Here is a 16693-nt window from a genome sequence, read left to right as displayed (position 1 = left end):
CTCCTTTGAACGGAAGCCGGCCTATCCCCGCGCCCTCTCCGCCGCGATCCACGCGTCGATCTCGCCTTCGAGCACGTCGAGCGGCACCGATCCGTTGCGCAGCACGGCGTCGTGGAAGCGGCGCAGATCGAAGCGGTCGCCGAGCGCCGCCTCCGCGCGGTGGCGCAGCTCGATGATCTTCAAGCGCCCGATCATGTAGCCGAGCGCCTGGCCCGGCCAGGAGATGTAGCGGTTCACCTCCGCCTCGATGTTGGTGTCGGTCAGCGCGGTATTCTCGCGCATGTAGGCGATGGCCCGCGCCTTGTCCCAGCCGAAGGCGTGGATTCCTGTATCGACCACCAGCCGGCAGGCGCGCCACATCTGGTAGGAGAGCTCGCCCATCCGCCGCTCGGGGGTGTCGTAGAGGCCCATGTCCTCGCCGAGGCTCTCAGCATAGAGCGCCCAGCCTTCGGTGAAGGCGGTGTAGCTGGTGAAGTTGCGGCGAAAGGGCGCGATGTCCATCTCCTGCTGGAGCGCGATCTGCAGGTGGTGGCCGGGCACGGACTCGTGCAGCGAGAGCGCCGGAATCTCCCAGAGCGGCCGCTGGTTGAGCCGCGAGGTGTTGACGTAGTAGGTGCCGGCGATGCCGCTCTCGGGCGAGCCCTGGCTGTAATAAGCGGTGGTCGTGCCTTCCGCCGTCTCGGCCGGGATGGTTCGGATGGTGAAGGTTAGGCGCGGGAGCGTTCCGAACAGGCGCGGCAGCCAGCCGTCGACCTCCTTGTTGAGCGCCGCCGAGGCCTGGATCAGCTGCTCGGGCGTCGTCGGATAGTAACGCGGGTTGGTGCGCAGCTCCTGGATGAAGGCCTCGCGGCTCGGATAGCCGGCCTCGCGCGCGACCCGCTCCATCTCGGCGCGGATGCGCGCCACCTCCCCGAGGCCGATGTCGTGGATCTGCCGCGGGGTGAGGTCGGTGGTCGTGTTCTCGCGCACCTGCAGCGCATAATATTCGGCGCCGCGCGGCTGGGCCGAGATGCTGTCGGCGCGCGCGCAATGCGGCAGATACTGGTGCTGATAGAAATCGAGATGCCTGGCATAGGCGGGATTGATGACGTCGGTGATGATCGTCCGCGCCCGCGCCTGGAGCGCAGCCCAGTCGGCCTCCGATATGGTCGCCGGGCGGGTCGCGGCGAAGGGCTCGTAGAAGCGGGATTGCGCCGGATCGGCCGCGATCACGCCGGAGATCGTCCGCTCATAGCCGCCGAGCACCGAGCACGGCAAAACGTGGCCGCCGCGAACGGCGTTGGCGGTGATCGCAAGCGCCTCGTCGTTGAGCCGGGGATATTGGGCGATTCGGGTCAAATAGGATTCGTAATCGGCGCGGGTGCGAAAGGGGAGGCCGCGCGCGAGGCCGGCGAAGCCCTGGTGCCAGCCGTAATAGGTCGTGAACAGCATGTCGCGCTGGGGGAAGCCGTTCTCCTCGATCTGCTCGGAAAGCTGGCGGCGGAGGATCGCGCGGTTGACCCGGTCCCGGCCGGCAAGCTGGTCGGCCGGGATCGCCTCGAGCCGGGCCAGGAAAGCCTGCGCCTCGCGCGCGCGGCGGTCGCGCGCCGCGGAGCTGATGTCGCGGATGCGGTCGTCATAATCGTGGACTCCGAGCGCGGTCGCGTCGGTCGGGTTCTCGCGCAGCAGCCACTGGTAATGCTCGTCCAGCAGTCGGTGAAAATCGTCGGCGGGCGTCGCCAGGGCCGGCGCGGCGGTCGCCAGCAGAGCCGCGGTCAATATGGTCAGGCGCATGATGGTCTCCCCTGTCGCGGACACCCTATCGCGGCTGTTCGTTGCCGCAAATGGCGCTTCGTCGAAAAAGCGCTGGTGCGGCTCGCCTCAAACGCTAGCATCCCGCCGCCGCCAGAAAGGACCGCGCATGACCGCCGCCGATCCCAACGCCGAGGTCGAGCTCGCAGCGACCGACCGCAGCGACATCGCCTTCCTCGGCCATCCCAGGGGCCTCGGCTTCCTCGCCTTCGCCGAAGGCTGCGAGCGCTTCTCCTATTACGGCATGCAGGCGCTGCTCGTCCTCTACATGACGCACCAACTGTTGCTGCCGGGACATGTCGACAACGTCGCATTCTTTGAGCCCTTTCGAAGCATCGTCGAGGGCATTTTTGGGCCGCTCAGCCCGCTCGCGCTGGCGACCACGATCGGCGGCCTCTATTCGGGCCTCGTCTATCTGACGCCGATCCTCGGCGGAATCCTCGCCGACCGCCTGCTCGGCCGGACGCGCACGATCACGGTCGGCGCGGTGCTGATGGCCGCGGGCCATTTCCTGATGGCCTTCGAGGTCAGCTTCCTCATCGCCATGCTCTGCCTCCTGCTGGGCGTCGGCGCCTTCAAGGGCAACATCGCCACCCAGGTCGGCGAGCTTTACGGGCCGGACGATTTGCGCCGCGCCGACGCCTTCCAGATCTACCTGCTCGCCGTGAACATCGCCGTGATCGTCGCGCCTCTGGTCTGCGGTACGCTCGGCGAGAAGGTCGGCTGGCATTACGGCTTCGGCGCGGCCGGGGTGATAATGGTGATCGGCCTCGGCATCTATTTGTGGGGTCGGCGCTGGCTGCCGAGAGAGGCGCCGGCGGGCCGTGCCGGCAAGGCCGAGCGCGTGCCCCTGGTGAAGGGCGACGGCGCGAGGATCGCGGTTCTCGTCCTCATCCTGCCCCTGCTCGTCCTGTCGGCGGTCGGCAACCAGACGATCTTCGGCTCCTATCTCCTCTGGGGAGAAGCCAATTACGATCTCGTCTTCTTCGGCGAAAGCATGCCGGTGACCTGGCTGGTTTCGCTGGACGCGATCATCTCGACGACGACGATCCTGCTTTCGATCCTGTTCTGGCGCTGGTGGGCGAAGAGGTGGCGCGAACCTCAGGAAATCACCAAGCTCACCATCGGCGCCCTGATCTCGGCCCTGGCGCCGCTGGCGCTTGCGCTTGCCTCCTGGCAGGCGGCGGCCAGCGGCCTAAAGGTCGGAATCGTCTGGGGCTTCGCCTTCCACATCGTCAACGACATCGGTTTCGCCAACGTCTTCCCCGTCGGCCTCGCGCTCTACTCCCGCGCTTCCCCCAAGGCCGTCGCGGGAACGATGATCGGCGTCTATTACCTCCACCTCTTCGCCTGCAACGTGCTCGTCGGGAGGCTTGGCGGCTTCCTCGAGACGATGAGCGGGAGCCAATTCTGGCTGATGCACGCCGCTCTCGTCGCGGCGGGCGGCCTCGGCTTGCTGCTCGTCCGGCCGATCGTCGCCCGGATCCTGGCCCACCCGGAGCCCGAGCCCGCCTCCTAGGCGGGCGCCGCGGCCTTCGCCGGCAAGGGGAACAGGGTGACGAAGCGCTCGGCCAGCGCGCGGTCGCCTTGGATGGAAAGCGCCCCCTCGCGCTCCAGCTCGGGGAGCGGAACGCCGCCGTAGACCGCCGCGGCGATCGCGGCAGGGGTGCCGGTAAAGACCGCGTCCGCGCCCTCGGCGGGGCTGCGCGCGCTTACGACGGCGCCGTTCCGGATTGTCGCCCGGTAGGTTTCGCGGCCGAGGCGGAAGCCGATTTCGGCGTCGATGTCCTTCGGAAGGCCCGGCTGGCCCATGGCCATGAACGAGAGCATCAGCGAGACGGCGCTGAAATGCTGCCCGGGATCGTGCCCCGGCGAGCGGGTCGCCCAGCGGCCGAGGGCGCCCATGATCGGCAGCGACTGGTAGCCCCATTCGCTGAGCTCGTAGACCTGGCCCGAGGCGGGCGGGGGGAGACGGCGCCGGACGACGATTCCGTCCCGTTCCAAACCCTCAAGCCGCTGGGTCAGCACGTTGGCGCTGATCCCGGGCAGGTCGGTGCGAATGTCGCTGAACCGCTTTGGACCGAGCATGAGCTCGCGCATGACGAGCAGGGCCCAGCGCTCGCCGATCAGCTCCAGGGCATGGGCAGTGCCGCAGCCGTCCCCGTAGCGCCGCCGCGGCGGGCCGTGCGCGGGATCGGTTACATTATCTAACTCCACAGTTGTCTTTTCTAACGAAAATGGGCATCAAGGTCAAACCCCGAGTCGCAAATCCGGAGCAGAAAGATGAGCGACACCGCAACTCTGCCGCCCGAAGGAAAGCTGAAGGACGCCCGCCTGATGGCCGAGGCGCTGCCGATCCGCTGGGAGGGCGAAAGCGCCGAATACCGGCGGGCTCGTACGGCGCTGCTCGCCGAAGAGATCGCGCTTCGTCGCCGGATCCAGCGCGTCGCCGAGCAACGCCGCGCGCTCCCGCCCGGTCCGGTCGCGAAGGACTATCGATTCCTCGACGAGCAGGGCAACGAGATCGGCCTGGCCGACCTGTTCGGCCGGCACGAAACGCTCTTCACCTATTTCTGGATGTACGGGCCTCAGCGCGATCGGCCCTGCCCGATGTGCACGTCCTTCGTCGGCTCGCTCGACATCCCTGCGCCCGACATTGAGCAGCGCCTCGCATTGGCGATCGTCGGCCGCTCGCCGGTCGCACGACAGCTCGCCTTCGCCCGCGAGCGCGGCTGGCGGAATCTCAAATTCTACCAGATTGTGGGCGACGCCTTCGCCCGCGACGTCCACGCGCTGACCGATGACGGCGAGGGCGCGGCGGTGACCGTCTGGAGGCGCGACGGCGACGAGGTCCGCCTGTTCTGGGCCGCGGAGGGCGGCGCCGAGACCGCCGATGCCGGCTTCGATCCGCACTTGGCCCCCGATCCGACGCCGCTGTGGAACGTCCTCGATTGGACGCCCGAGGGGCGGGGCAAGGACTGGTACCCCAAGCTGACCTATGGAGAATGACGATGCCGCAGATGATCTTCATCAACCTGCCCGTCGCGGATCTCGCCGCCGCCAAGGCTTTCTACGAGGCGATCGGCGCGGTGAACAACCCGGCCTTCACCGACGAGACCGCCGCCTGCATGGTCTTTTCGGACACGATCCACGTCATGCTTCTGACCCACGAGAAGTTCGCCCAGTTCACGCCGAAGCGGATCGCCGACGCGCGCGAGACGAGCGAGGTGTTGATCTGCATCTCGGCCGAGAGCCGCGAGGCGGTCGATTCGATCACCGACAAGGCGATCGCCGCCGGAGGCCGCGAGCCGCGCGAGAAGCAGGACCACGGCTTCATGTACGGCCGCAGCTTCGAGGATCCGGACGGCCACATCTGGGAGCCGATGTGGATGGACATGGCCGGCTTCGAGGCTGCGGCGGCGCAGCAGGCCCAGACTGCGGACGCTTGAACCCATGACCAGGCCACTCGTCACCGCCTACAACTGGTCGCCGGACAAGGGCGCCGGCCTGGTGCGCGACATGCGCGTGCGCTGGGCGCTGGAGGAGGTCGGCCAGGCCTATGACGTGCGCCTTCTCGACTGGGGAGAGCAGAAGGAGCCGCCGCATCGCGCCCGCAATCCCTTCGGGCAGGTCCCGACCTATGAGGAGGACGGGCTCGTCCTGTTCGAATCCGGCGCGATCGTCCTTCACATTGCGGAGAAGTGGCCGGGCCTGCTCCCCGCCGATCCGGCTGCCCGGGCGCGGGCGATCGAATGGATGTTCGCCGCGCTCAACAGCGTTGAGCCGGGCATATTGGACCTGATCATCGCCAAGTATATCGACGCCAAGGAGGATTGGGCTGAGGCGCGGATGCCGAGCGTGCTGGGGCGCCTGCGCGTTCGGCTGGACGAGCTGTCCGCCCGGCTTGGCGAGAGCGAATGGCTGGACGGCGCGTTCAGCGCCGGCGACCTGCTGATGATCCAGGTGCTGCGCAACGTGAAGGTTTCGGGGATGCTCGACGACTGGCCCAATCTCGCCGCCTATGTCGAGCGGGGCGAGGCGCGGCCCGCCTTCGGCCGCGCGCTCGAGTCGCTGCGGGCGGGCCTGACCGGCAAGCCGCCCGCCGACTGGCCCTACTGACGAACAGGAGAGCGCAAATGACCTATGTCACAGGCTTCGTGGTGGCTGTGCCGACCGGGAACGAGGAGGCCTATCGCCAACATGCCGCCGATTTTTTGCCGCTGTTCAAGGAGTGCGGCATCGAGCGGGTGGTGGAGAATTGGGGCGACGACGTGCCGAGGGGCAAGATCACCGATTTCTACGGGGCGGTCCAGGCGAAGGAGGACGAGACGATCGTCTTCTCCTGGTTCGAATATCCCGACAAGGCGGCCCGCGATTCATCCAACGAGAAGATGATGAACGACCCGCGCATGCAGCCGGGCGAGCCCATGCCGTTCGACGCCAAGAGGATGATCTACGGCGGCTTCGAGGCGATCGTCGACGAGAAGGCGGAAGGCACGACCGGCTATACCGACGGCTATCTGGTGCCGGTACCGAGCGACAAGCGCGAGGCGTATCGAGAGCTGGCGCAGAAGATGGCCGGCAAGTTCCGCGAGCTCGGCGCGCTGCGCGTCGTCGAAGCCTGGGGCGACGATCTGCCCGACGGCAAGGTCACCGATTTCCGCCGCGCGGTGAAGGCCGAGGAGGGCGAGAATGTCGTCTATTCCTACGTCGAATGGCCCGACAAGGAGGTCCGCGACCAGGCCTGGCAGAAGATGATGGCCGATCCCGACGTGCAGCCCGGCGGCGACATGCCGTTCGACGGCAAGCGCATGTTCTGGGGCGGCTTCCGCCCGATCGTCGATCAATAGGCACAGGCTTTTTCAGGAGGAACACGACATGCCGGACTTGGCAACCGCGGACGCCGCGACATCCGAAGCGAAGGGCAGGACCGGCGAGTTCTTCTGGTACGAGCTGATGACGTCCGATTCCGACGCCGCAACCGCCTTCTACACCAAAGTCGTCGGCTGGGAATCCTCCGACATGCCGATGCCGGGCGGCGACGGCCGCTACACGATCATGAATGCCGGCGGCCGCGGCGTCGGGGGAATGATGCAGATCACCGAGGAGATGAAGGCGGGAGGCGCCGTTCCGGCCTGGCTCGGCTATGTGCATGTCGCGGACGCCGATGCGGCGGCCAAGGCGATCGGCGAGGCCGGCGGCACGGTGCTGATGGGACCCGCCGACATTCCCGACGTCGGCCGCTTCGCCCTGGTCACCGACCCAGGCGGCGCCGCTTTCTACGTGATGGCGCCGTTTCCGCGCGACGACGCGCCTCCGCCGCTCGCCCAATATGCGCCGGGCAATGTCGGCTGGCACGAGCTCTACGCCGCCGCCGGGGAAGCGGCGGCGATCGGATTCTACGGCGGCCTGTTCGGCTGGACGACGGCCGGCGCGGTGGACATGGGCGAGATGGGCACATACCGGCTGTTCGCCACCGGCGGCGATGAAGCCGTCGGCGGGATGATGGACAAGCCGGCGCAGATGCCCGCCGGGGCCTGGCAATATTATTTCAACGTCGATGCGATCGACGCCGCGGCGGAGCGCGTCGCAGCCGCGGGCGGCAAGGTCGTCATGGGCCCGATGGAGGTGCCGAACGGCATGTGGGTGCTCCAGGGCCTGGATCCGCAGGGCGCCCATTTCGCGCTCGTCGCGCCGCACCGCTGAAGAGATCGAAGGAGAGAGACGATGGCCGACAAGATGATCACCTGCCTTTGGTTCGACAAGGGCAAGGCGCGCGAGGCGGCGGAATTCTACGCCGCGACCTTCCCGGACAGCCACGTGGGCCCGGCGCACGAGGCCGCGACCGATTATCCCGGCGGCCATCAGGGCGAAGAGCTCACCGTCGAGTTCACATTGCTCGGGCGCGCCTTCGTCGGCCTGAACGGCGGACCCAATTTCACGCCCAACGAAGCGGTGAGCTTCATGGTCCTGACCGAGGACCAGGAGGAGACGGACCGCTATTGGGACGCGATCGTCGGGAACGGCGGGAGCGAGAGCGCGTGCGGCTGGTGCAAGGATCGCTGGGGCTTTTCCTGGCAGATCACGCCGCGAATCCTGCTCGAGGCGATGGCCGATCCCGATCGGGACGCCGCCAGGCGGGCGATGGAGGCGATGATGACGATGCGCAAGATCGACATCGCGACGATCGAGCGGGCCCGCGAGGGAGCCGAAGCACCGGTCGGCTAGAAGGAGATCGTCACCATCAGCGTGTCGTTGTAGGTGCCGGCCGGCACGTTCTGGCCGGCGAGGATTCGGCCGTAGATGGTCCCGGAGAAATGCCGCGTGCCGCCGGAGACGGTCCCCCCAATCAGAGTCTGGGTGATCGAGCCCAGGGTGCCGTCGCCCCAGACGATGCTGCGGGCGGCGCTGGTGTAGAGCAGGTAGCTCAGCGTCGCCGCGCCGTTGCTCATCCGGCGCGTGGCGATGGTGCCGTACAGGCCGGCGCCGATTTCGACGTTCGGCGCGTTGTCGGAAGGGTGACAGTCGGCCTGGACCGTGCCGCTGCTGTCGTCGGGCGTCGCGCTTCGCGGGTCGTAGGCGCCGAAGGCGACGCCCGTGCTGCTGACCGTGCATGCCGCGCGCGCCGCGTCCGGCGCAAGGACCAGCCCGAAAGCGGCCGCGAGCACGCGGAGATCAGCGCGCCGCATAATCGCCTCCCGAGCGGCAGATCAGGCCGCCGAGACGGGGCTGCGGGTCGCCGTCGTCGGGGACGAGCGCGGTCAGCGCGCAGGCGCCGCCCGGCCAGCTCGCCTGAAGGCGCAAGCGCCCGGCTGGGGCTGACGGCAAATAAACCTCGCCGCCGGTAACGGCGACGGCCCTGGCCTCGCTCTCCTCGATCCGCACTTCGGCGCCGGTGGGAAGGGGACTGCCGTCCTCGAGCCGCACGGTCAGCAGCACTCCGCGCTCGCTCTGCACGGCGAAGCGGACGACGCTGCCCGAGCGGGCGAAGGGGCGGACCGGCATTTCCTCGCTGGTGAGTGAAGCCTCGAGCGGGAGGTCCGCCGGATCGAGGCGGATCGTGTTGCGCTCGAACGGATGGAGCCCGGTGACGATGATCCGGCCCTTGCTGTCGGTGGTGCCGACCGGCTGGTCGTCGGCATAGACCCGCACGTTGGGGTAGCCGTCGATTCGGACCGCGGCGAAGCTGTCGCCCAGGCGCCGCGAGGCGAAGGCGCGGCCGTCGATCCAGCCGAGGCCGCCGCCGGCGGTGAGCCGCACGGCGCCGGCGCCGCGGGCGTAGCTCGCCTGGGCGCTCACGCTCGCGCTCGAAAAGTTGCGGACATAGGCCGCCTCGGCGCCGCCCTGCTCCCCGATCCGCGCCGTCGCGCGGAACCCGTCGCCGGGGCCCGGCGGCGGATCGTCCTGATAGGAGATGTAGCCCGCGCTGCCGCCGCGCGACTGATCGAAGCTGGCCGAGGCGCTGCGGCGCCCGTCGAGCGCGATCGCGAGGTGAGCGCCGAAATCGGTCTGGCTGCGGCCGATCACCGAGCGGCGGGCATAGAGCTGAAGCGACATTCGCGGGGCAACGCGCCACGAGACGAAGGTGGAGGCCAGAGTCTCGTCCGGGAGCGCGCCGCGCAGGTCGCGGTAGACCAGGTTCGCGCCGATCCCGCCCCATCGGAGGCCGAGATTGGCGAAGCCCTGGACCATCAGGTGGGGCGGAACGATCCTCGCCAGGCCGAGCGTCGCATAGTCGCGGCTGGCATATTCGGAGAGGAGGCCGAAGGAGAGGCCGGACGTGCGCCGCTCGATAGCCGCCGCGGCACGATAGCCCGAGCCGCGCTCGGTGTGGCTCGCGGAGGCCGAGAACGCGACCTGGGCGACGTCGAAGGCGATGGCGGTGACCGTCGCGCCGGCCATCTGGCGATGCTCGCTTACTTGCGCGGTCGCTTCGCCGGTAAGGCGGTCGGTGAAGCCGTAGCGATGCGTCGTCGATACGAAAAACGCGCCGTATCGATTGCTTTCGATCCCGAAGCGCCGGCGCAGGAATCCGGCCTCGTAGGAGAAATCGTGAAGGCCGCGGCGAAGCAGCAGGGTCGAGGCATAATAATTCTGCTCGGACACGATTTCGCGCCCGAGCAGGTCGCGGACGACGATCTGGACGGTGCCGTTACCCGACGGCACCGGCACGTTGCTGAGCTCGAATGGCCCCGGAGCGACCTGTTGCTGGCCCTGCAGGACGTTGTTGACGTAGACGTCGACGACAGAGGGCACCGCCGCGCTTCCGCTCGCCACCGGCAGCGGCATGGTTAAATAGCCCGGCTGAACCGCGAAGTTGCGCGCGAACTGGATTCCGGCGAAGCGCACCGGCGCCGCGCCCGGCCCTGCGGCCGAGACCGAATCGCCGATCCGGATGCTGCTGAGGTGATCCGGCCGGTCGATTGTCCAGGTCGTTTCCAGACGCGTCACGCGCGCCTGGCCGCCTCCGGCCGAGGCGATGAAGGTCGTAAAGCCCACTCCGTGGCTGGTGAACAGGCCGGCCTCGAAGGCGCCGGCGCCCTGGGTCTCGCCGCGCACATGCTCGACGAACAGGTCGTAATTCACATAAGCGCCGAACGCCGGCGCGGTCATCGCCATCTGCTCGCCCGCGCCGAGCGCTGCCGACTGCGTTTCGAAAGCGCCGGGGTCGGCGTCGATCGCCACGCTCTGCTCGGCCTCGGCCACGGTGATGCGCAGCGCGGGCAAAGCGGAAGCGGGGTAATAGGCCTCGCCCTGATAGGTCACGGCTCCGGAGGCCGGCACGCGGATTCGCCAGGCGCGCAGGGTCGCGGCCCCGATCAGCAGCCGGCCGTCGCCGTCGCGCAGGAAGGATTCGGGCGCGTCGCCCCGCTGCCCGTTCACCGACACGTCGAGCAAGGCGGGTTGCATCGCCGCGGCCGCGCCGATCGCCGGGCCCGAGCCCGGCGTCTCGCCTTTGGCAGCGTTGTGGCCGGCAAGGAGCAGAAGGCTGAGGCCAAGCCTAGCGGGCGTGCGGAGGAGGCGCTGCGCCATTGGTCCCGGACACTATTTGCTGGAACCGGGCGTCGTCGCCGATACGCGGATTGGCCCCGATCGGCCAGCGGCGGACGGAGCCCGGCAGAACGGTGCCGAATCCGAAGCCGCTTTCGAGGGTGATTCCTGTGGCGCGCTGCGCCGCGGCCGGGTCGATCCTGACCCAGCCGGCGCCGCCGTTGCGCGCCTCGAGCGCCCACTGGCCGTCGGCCAGCCGGGCGGCGCTCCAGGCGATGTCGCTCTGCGGCCCGGCCGCCAAGTTCCAGTAGAGCGGGAGGTTGAGCCTGAGCGCGACGCGGATGCCGTTTCCGGGCTGCGCCGCGGGCACCTCCTCGATGATCAGGCGATAGGATTGCGGCGCCGCGGAAGGCTGCCGAAGCCCGACGCGGACGATCTGGGTGCCGCCCGCGGGAATGGTGAAGACCGGCGGGGAGACGATCACCGCCGAGGTCTCGTCGTAGCGGTCCGCGCCATCCGTCTGGCTCCAGGCCAGGGAATAGGCGCGGATCGTCACCGGCACGTTCTCGACATTCTGGACGGTGACCGATCCGGCGCGGCGCGCCGTCCCGATCTCGACCAGCACGGGATTGACCGTGAGGGTGCCTGCGGCGGCCGGGGACAGCCCGGCCGCCGCACCAAGCGTCAGCCCGAAACGGACGAAAAGGGGGAGGATTCGCCGCATCTCGGCCTGCCGCTCGCTTAGTAGGTGACCGTGACGGCGACCGTGTCGGCATAGGCGCCGGCCGGAAGCGACGTCTGGCCCGAGCCGACGCGGCCGTAGACGGTGACGCTCTGCGCGGAGCCGCTTCCGGTGCCGCCGATCGTCGCCGTGCTGGCGGTGCCGTCGCCCCAGACGGTGGTCCGGGCGCTCGTCGTGTAGATGTTGTAGTTGAGCAGGTTGCTGCCGTTCGCCATCTTGCGGTTGGCGAAGGTCGCGCCCGTGCCCGTGCCGACTCCGGCCGAGGCCGCCCAGGCGGTGCCGTTGGTGCAGGTGACCGAAAGGCCGCCGGTGCTGTCCACGTTCGTGCCGGCGGTCACATCGACGTTGCCGAAGGCGAGAGCGCTGGTCGAAACGGTGCAGTTGGCGGTGACGGTCGCGCTGACCGCGAGGGTGCCGGTGGCGGTCGCCGCCGCGGCGGGGCTGGCTGCAAGCAAGCCGGCCGCAATCAGGGCCGTCCCCGAGGCAGCCGCCCCGGAAATCAGTGTCTTGAACATTGGATACGATCCTTCTTCCCGAATTGGGGCCAGGCCCGAAGGCCTGGCGCCCTTGCCGTGTCACGGAGAGGCTGGGGTCTCTCCGATCCTGCGGTTTTTACGGTGGGTCGGTTAAAGACCGGTTAAGGACGCTCGTTGGTCTTGATCGGGAGTTCCGTCACGGCGAATTCGGCCTGAACCGGCTGCGAAATTCGTCGATGTGGTGAATGGCTGACGGGTCCCGTGCTGGGGCGATTACCGGCGGCGGGTTAAAGTCTGCTTAAGCAGGGTCTTGCGTCTTGCGGGCGGCGATCAGCAGGACGGCGGTGACCGCGAAGGGGAAGGCCGCCGCGCCGCACAGGAAGCGGATCCCGTCGGCGGCGACCGCTCCGGCCAGCAAAGGGATGGCGGCGGCGAGATTGAGAAACGCGAGGCCGGGCGACCGCTCCCCGCCGGCCCGGCGCAGATTGACGAAGGCAAGCATCGTCAGCATCGCGAAGAGCAGAATCCAGCGCAGCGAGGCCGAAGCGTCCGGCGCGCCGGTGAAGCCGTCGCGGCCGGCGCTGAGGAATGCGGCGGAGACGATCATCATCACCACCAGCAAAGCCGCGAAGAAGGCGTTCACGATACGAAGCGTTCGAGCCATCGGCACAAACTGGCCCAGTTCGCGGGCCGTCGCTAGTGGGCAGAAACAAGTCGAATCTACCCGGGCTCGGCTGTCAGCCAAGCCGCCCATCTTGCCTGATCGAGATCGAACAGAGCCGTGCGACGGCGATCGAGGTCATGCCAGCACCCAGGCCGCTCGTCGGGGATCGCCAAAGCCCTGGCTTCGGGTTATCTCACCTGCTCGTTCGGCGGGCCGGTCACCACTCAGATGGCCGGTTACGCGCAGCCCGGATGGGTCCATTGCCCGCCTTAGCCGGCCCGGCTAGAGGTCGGCTCCAGCCGCGCGGAGGGGTCATGCTGCTTTCCTTGTTTTCGATCGTCGACTTTCTGCTTCAGGTCGCGAGCTGGGTGATCATCGCCCAGGCGATCATCTCCTGGCTGGTGGCTTTCAACGTCATCAACACCCACAACGATTTCGTCCGCCAGCTGCTCTACGCGCTCGATCGGATGACGGCCCCGCTCTATCGGCCGATTCGAAGGATCCTGCCCGACTTCGGGGGGCTCGATTTCTCGCCGATCGTCGTCCTGCTCCTGATCTACGTCCTTCGTATCCTTCTTTCGGGGGTGGCGATGGACGTCGCCATGGCCGGGTGACGGGGAAGCCATGAGCGCGGCGATCATCGACGGCAAGGCCTTCGCCTCCGCCTTGCGCGAGCGGATCGCCGACGCAGTCCCCGCCTTCGCGGAGCAGGCCGGCCGCGCGCCCGGCCTCGTCGTGGTGCTGGTCGGCGAGGATCCGGCGAGCGGGATCTACGTCCGCAACAAGGGCAAGGCGACCGAGGCCGCGGGAATGGCGAGCTTCGAGCATCGGTTGCCCGACACCGTCAGCCAGGACGAGCTGCTCTACCTGATCGGGCGCCTCAACGGCGACGAGCGGGTCGACGGAATCCTCGTCCAGCTCCCGCTCCCGAAGCAGATCGACGAGAAGGCGGTGATCGCGGCGATCGATCCGGCCAAGGACGTCGACGGCTTCCATGTCGAAAATGCCGGCCGCCTCGCCGTCGGGGAGCAGGGGATCGTGCCCTGCACGCCCTTGGGCTGCCTGATGCTGCTCAAGGACCGGCTCGGCGATCTTTCCGGGCTCGAGGCGGTCGTCGTCGGCCGCTCGAACATCGTCGGAAAGCCGATGGCCCAGCTTCTGCTGCGCGAGAATTGCACGATCACCATCGCCCATAGCCGCACCCGCGACCTTCCGGCCGTTATTCGCCGCGCCGACATCCTCGTCGCCGCCGTCGGTCAGGCGGAGCTGATAAGGGGCGACTGGCTGAAGCCCGGCGCGACGGTGATCGACGTCGGCATGAACCGCCTCGACGGGCGGCTGACCGGCGACGTGGATTTCGACGGCGCGCGCCAGGTTGCCGCGGCGATTACGCCGGTGCCCGGCGGGGTCGGGCCGATGACCATCGCCGTGCTGCTTCGCAACACGCTCGCCGCCGCGCATGCCCGCGCCGGCCTCGCCCCGCCCGAGGGCCTGTGATCGAGCTGTTCGTCTCGGCCTTCGTCACCTTCCTGGTGGTGATCGATCCGCCCGGCTGCGCGCCGATCTTTGCTGGCCTGACCAGCGGGGCCACGGCAGCTCACCGGCGGGCGATGGCGATCCGCGCCGTTCTCGTGGCGACCGGAATCCTCGTCTTCTTCGGCCTGCTCGGCGAAGACCTGCTCCACGCGCTCGGCGTTTCGCTCAGCGCCTTCCGAATCGCCGGCGGAATCCTCCTCTTCCTGATCGCGATCGACATGGTGTTCGAAAAGCGCACCGAGCGGCGCGAGAACCGGGCCGAGGAGCTCAGCGCGGCCCATGTCGAGGACGTCTCGATCTTCCCGATGGCGATCCCGATGATCGCCGGCCCGGGCTCGATCGCCTCGGTGATGCTGCTGATGGCGCGGATCGACGGGCTCCTGCCCTCTTTGCTGGTGCTGGGGGCATTGCTGCTGACCCTGCTGCTCACGCTCGTCGCCTTGCTGCTCGCGGGGCCGATGATGCGCCTGCTCGGCCACAGGATGGAAGCGATGCTGACCCGCTTGCTCGGGGTCATTCTCGCCGCGCTCGCCGCCCAGTTCGTGATCGACGGGATCAAGCAGTTCTTTACTTGACCACCCGCCACATCCGGTAGGGCGAATTGGCCGGCAAGGGTACCGGCGCGAGCCAGGCGGGCACCTTGCCGCGCAGCAATTGGGCGTAGAACCCGCCGGGCGCCTCGGCCCGGTAGAGCGTCGATTCCGACAGGTTCGGGCAGATCAGGACGTAATTCACGCGATAGCGTCGAACCGTCGCCAGCGCATTGGCCTCGGTGCCGCGCCAGGCGTGCATGACGTCGATGATCTGCCGGGCGTTGCGGTGATAGGGGCCGGTGATCGCGTCGTGATGGGTGACCGTGATCAGCCGGGGCCCAAGATCGACGAACGTCAGCACCATGCCCGCGGGCTGCCTGTTCACCGGAGTCAGGGCCCAGAGCGTTGGGCAGCGATTGTTGGCGACGTTGATCGTCCGGCGGAATTCGCTCAGCGGCTTGTCGAACAAAGCGGCGATGTTGCCGTTGGCGAGAAGGAAAACGAGCAGCAAGGCGGCCAGCCCGGCGGCCACCTGCCTGGCCAGGCTCTGCCACGAAAGCAGCCAGGCGATCGCCAGCCAGGCGAGCGCGGCGACTCCCGGAATCGAAAGCATCTGCGCCGCGGGGCCGGCGCGGGTCTGCCAGCAAAGCAGGCCCGCGGCCAAGGCGGCGAGCGTGGCGATCGCAGCCCAGCGGACCAGCGCCTGGGGATCGCGCCGGCTGCGCCAGAGCATCAGGCCGTAGCCGATCAGGCCGAAGACCGGCAGCACCACCGTCTGGATCGTGATGCTCGCCCCGTGGCGCCAGATCGGCATTGCCTCTCGCACCCGGGAAAGCCACAGCCGCTCGAGCTCGGGCGAGCTTTGCTCGAGCCTGCCGAGGCATTGGGGCGCGCCGTAGGCGAAGGCGGCGCCGAGGATCGCGCCGGCAGCCGCGGCCAATGCGAGGCGGGCGAGCGGCTTTTCGGGAGTGAGCAGCGCGAGGCCGGTTGCCGCGGCGCCGGCGCCGAGCATCGCCGCGAGCCAGACCGGCGTCAGCGCGTCGCAGAGCGGCGCCATGTTCGCCTCTGAGGTGAAGACGAGGAAGCCGACCGCCACGCCGCCGCCGAGGCTGACTCCGTAGGCCAGCAGGCGCCTCGCCTCCGCGCGATCGCGCACCCACATCAAGGCCGCGAGCACTCCGCCGAGCGCGAGATAGGGGATCATCTCCAGGCCGATGACCAGCGACAGCGCCGTGGCAAGCCCGAGCGTCGCTCCGCCCCGCGCGCGCTCGGGATCGGTGAACGAGGCCATCGCCCAGGCGAGCATGGCAAGCTGCCAGCCGTGGTGATCGATGCGCAGCGGCTGCCACATGCCCTTGGCCGATCCGGCGCAGGAGAGCAAAACGATCGCGAGGAAGAAGGCGCCGCCGCCGATCATCCGCTTAGCGACCACCGCCACCGCGGCCATCGCCGCCAGCATCGGCAGCAGCGGAGCCACGGCGACCGCGACCTGCTCGGCAAGCCGGCCCCCGATCAGCGGCGTGAACAGCAGCTTCAGCGCGGCGATCGGCAGGTCGACGAGGCGCGACCAGTGGATGTTGGAGCCGGCCAGGCGATGCTGGGCGAGGTCGTACCAGCCCTGTCCGCTCAGGAGGCCGCGGACCTGCATCATCCGCATATTGTCGTCGGTGTCGCCGAGCGCGAAGATGTGGATCGCGCCCCAGCGGTCGGCGAGCATCAATCCGCCGACCAGCAGCCAAAGGACGGCCAGCCACCAGCGCCAATACCGGTCGAGAAGCTGGAACGGAGATCCCCCGGCGGACGGCATAAGCGTTTTCTTTTCTTCCCAAGCCCAGCCTCGGGCATTAGTCGCTCCTCCCCAAAGGGCAAGCGGGGGCCGGACGCCGGGCGGATGAAGCAGGTTTTGGACGAACATCGCGAGATATTGGGGCAGCTGGTGCGCTATGCGCTGACCGGCGGG

The 16693-nt window shown here is 68.5% G+C and carries 18 protein-coding genes; 10 read left to right on the top strand and 8 right to left on the bottom strand.

The window, feature by feature from the left end:
- Nucleotides 1-21 precede the first annotated feature (21 nt).
- Nucleotides 22-1767, bottom strand: a complete 1746-nt coding sequence (locus E6G92_14715) for a DUF885 domain-containing protein (protein ID TMJ17631.1) — start codon at nt 1765-1767, stop codon at nt 22-24.
- 133 nt (nt 1768-1900) lie between these two features.
- Here E6G92_14715 and E6G92_14710 point away from each other — a divergent pair, with 133 nt between their 5' ends.
- The gene (locus tag E6G92_14710) at nt 1901-3310 is read left to right on the top strand and encodes a peptide MFS transporter (GenBank protein TMJ17558.1); all 1410 of its coding nucleotides are present in this window, start codon (nt 1901-1903) and stop codon (nt 3308-3310) included.
- On the opposite strand, the gene E6G92_14705 is transcribed toward E6G92_14710, so the two are convergent.
- Nucleotides 3307-4008, bottom strand: coding sequence for a transcriptional regulator (locus E6G92_14705; protein TMJ17557.1), 702 nt, complete (start codon nt 4006-4008; stop codon nt 3307-3309). The two genes, E6G92_14710 and E6G92_14705, sit on opposite strands and share 4 nt — an antisense overlap.
- A 120-nt stretch (nt 4009-4128) precedes the next feature.
- On the opposite strand from E6G92_14705, the gene E6G92_14700 reads away from it, so the two are divergent.
- Genes E6G92_14700 through E6G92_14675 form a run of 6 tightly spaced genes read left to right on the top strand, consistent with a single transcriptional unit; the run spans nt 4129 to nt 8019 of the window.
- Nucleotides 4129-4800 (top strand): DUF899 domain-containing protein, encoded by a 672-nt coding sequence (locus tag E6G92_14700; GenBank protein TMJ17630.1) that lies wholly within the window; start codon nt 4129-4131, stop codon nt 4798-4800.
- Nucleotides 4801-4802: 2 nt separating this feature from the next.
- Complete coding sequence (locus E6G92_14695) at nt 4803-5240, top strand: lactoylglutathione lyase (protein TMJ17556.1); 438 nt, start codon at nt 4803-4805, stop codon at nt 5238-5240.
- 4 nt (nt 5241-5244) lie between these two features.
- A complete protein-coding gene (locus E6G92_14690) occupies nt 5245-5910 on the top strand; it encodes a glutathione S-transferase family protein (GenBank protein TMJ17555.1) in 666 nt (221 codons plus the stop codon).
- A 17-nt stretch (nt 5911-5927) separates the two neighbouring features.
- Complete coding sequence (locus E6G92_14685) at nt 5928-6641, top strand: DUF1428 domain-containing protein (GenBank protein TMJ17554.1); 714 nt, start codon at nt 5928-5930, stop codon at nt 6639-6641.
- Nucleotides 6642-6669: 28 nt separating this feature from the next.
- Nucleotides 6670-7497 carry a VOC family protein gene (locus E6G92_14680; GenBank protein ID TMJ17553.1) on the top strand — a complete coding sequence of 276 codons (828 nt, stop codon included), beginning with the start codon at nt 6670-6672 and terminating at the stop codon, nt 7495-7497.
- A 21-nt stretch (nt 7498-7518) separates the two neighbouring features.
- On the top strand, nt 7519-8019 hold the full coding sequence (locus E6G92_14675) for a VOC family protein (protein ID TMJ17552.1): 501 nt from the start codon (nt 7519-7521) through the stop codon (nt 8017-8019).
- On the opposite strand, the gene E6G92_14670 is transcribed toward E6G92_14675, so the two are convergent.
- The 5 genes from E6G92_14670 to E6G92_14650 form a co-directional block, all read right to left on the bottom strand.
- The gene (locus E6G92_14670; GenBank protein TMJ17551.1) at nt 8016-8480 is read right to left on the bottom strand and encodes a spore coat protein U domain-containing protein; all 465 of its coding nucleotides are present in this window, start codon (nt 8478-8480) and stop codon (nt 8016-8018) included. The genes E6G92_14675 and E6G92_14670 overlap by 4 nt on opposite strands.
- Entirely contained in the window at nt 8467-10824 is a 2358-nt protein-coding gene (locus E6G92_14665; protein TMJ17550.1) for a fimbrial biogenesis outer membrane usher protein, read from the bottom strand. The genes E6G92_14670 and E6G92_14665 overlap by 14 nt, the downstream gene beginning before the upstream one ends.
- Nucleotides 10793-11506 (bottom strand): molecular chaperone, encoded by a 714-nt coding sequence (locus E6G92_14660; GenBank protein ID TMJ17549.1) that lies wholly within the window; start codon nt 11504-11506, stop codon nt 10793-10795. Before E6G92_14660 ends, E6G92_14665 begins: the two co-directional genes overlap by 32 nt.
- Before the next feature lie 17 nt (nt 11507-11523).
- A complete protein-coding gene (locus E6G92_14655) occupies nt 11524-12039 on the bottom strand; it encodes a hypothetical protein (GenBank protein ID TMJ17548.1) in 516 nt (171 codons plus the stop codon).
- A 259-nt stretch (nt 12040-12298) separates the two neighbouring features.
- The gene (locus tag E6G92_14650) at nt 12299-12664 is read right to left on the bottom strand and encodes a hypothetical protein (GenBank protein TMJ17547.1); all 366 of its coding nucleotides are present in this window, start codon (nt 12662-12664) and stop codon (nt 12299-12301) included.
- A gap of 314 nt (nt 12665-12978) precedes the next feature.
- Between E6G92_14650 and E6G92_14645 the strand changes: the two genes are divergently transcribed.
- The 3 genes from E6G92_14645 to E6G92_14635 are packed head-to-tail and all read left to right on the top strand — an operon-like array spanning nt 12979 to nt 14775.
- Entirely contained in the window at nt 12979-13278 is a 300-nt protein-coding gene (locus tag E6G92_14645) for a YggT family protein (protein TMJ17546.1), read from the top strand.
- Between the two features lie 10 nt (nt 13279-13288).
- The gene (folD, locus tag E6G92_14640; protein ID TMJ17545.1) at nt 13289-14161 is read left to right on the top strand and encodes a bifunctional methylenetetrahydrofolate dehydrogenase/methenyltetrahydrofolate cyclohydrolase FolD; all 873 of its coding nucleotides are present in this window, start codon (nt 13289-13291) and stop codon (nt 14159-14161) included.
- Nucleotides 14158-14775 (top strand): NAAT family transporter, encoded by a 618-nt coding sequence (locus tag E6G92_14635; GenBank protein TMJ17544.1) that lies wholly within the window; start codon nt 14158-14160, stop codon nt 14773-14775. Before folD ends, E6G92_14635 begins: the two co-directional genes overlap by 4 nt.
- Here E6G92_14635 and E6G92_14630 read toward each other — a convergent pair.
- On the bottom strand, nt 14768-16540 hold the full coding sequence (locus E6G92_14630) for an AcrB/AcrD/AcrF family protein (GenBank protein ID TMJ17543.1): 1773 nt from the start codon (nt 16538-16540) through the stop codon (nt 14768-14770). The two genes, E6G92_14635 and E6G92_14630, sit on opposite strands and share 8 nt — an antisense overlap.
- Nucleotides 16541-16693: the final 153 nt, after the last annotated feature.

It is taken from the genome of Alphaproteobacteria bacterium, from assembly GCA_005883305.1.
GTDB lineage: Bacteria > Pseudomonadota > Alphaproteobacteria > Sphingomonadales > Sphingomonadaceae > Allosphingosinicella.
Note: the sequence above shows the minus strand (reverse complement) of the source record. Positions and strands in the feature narration are given on the sequence as shown.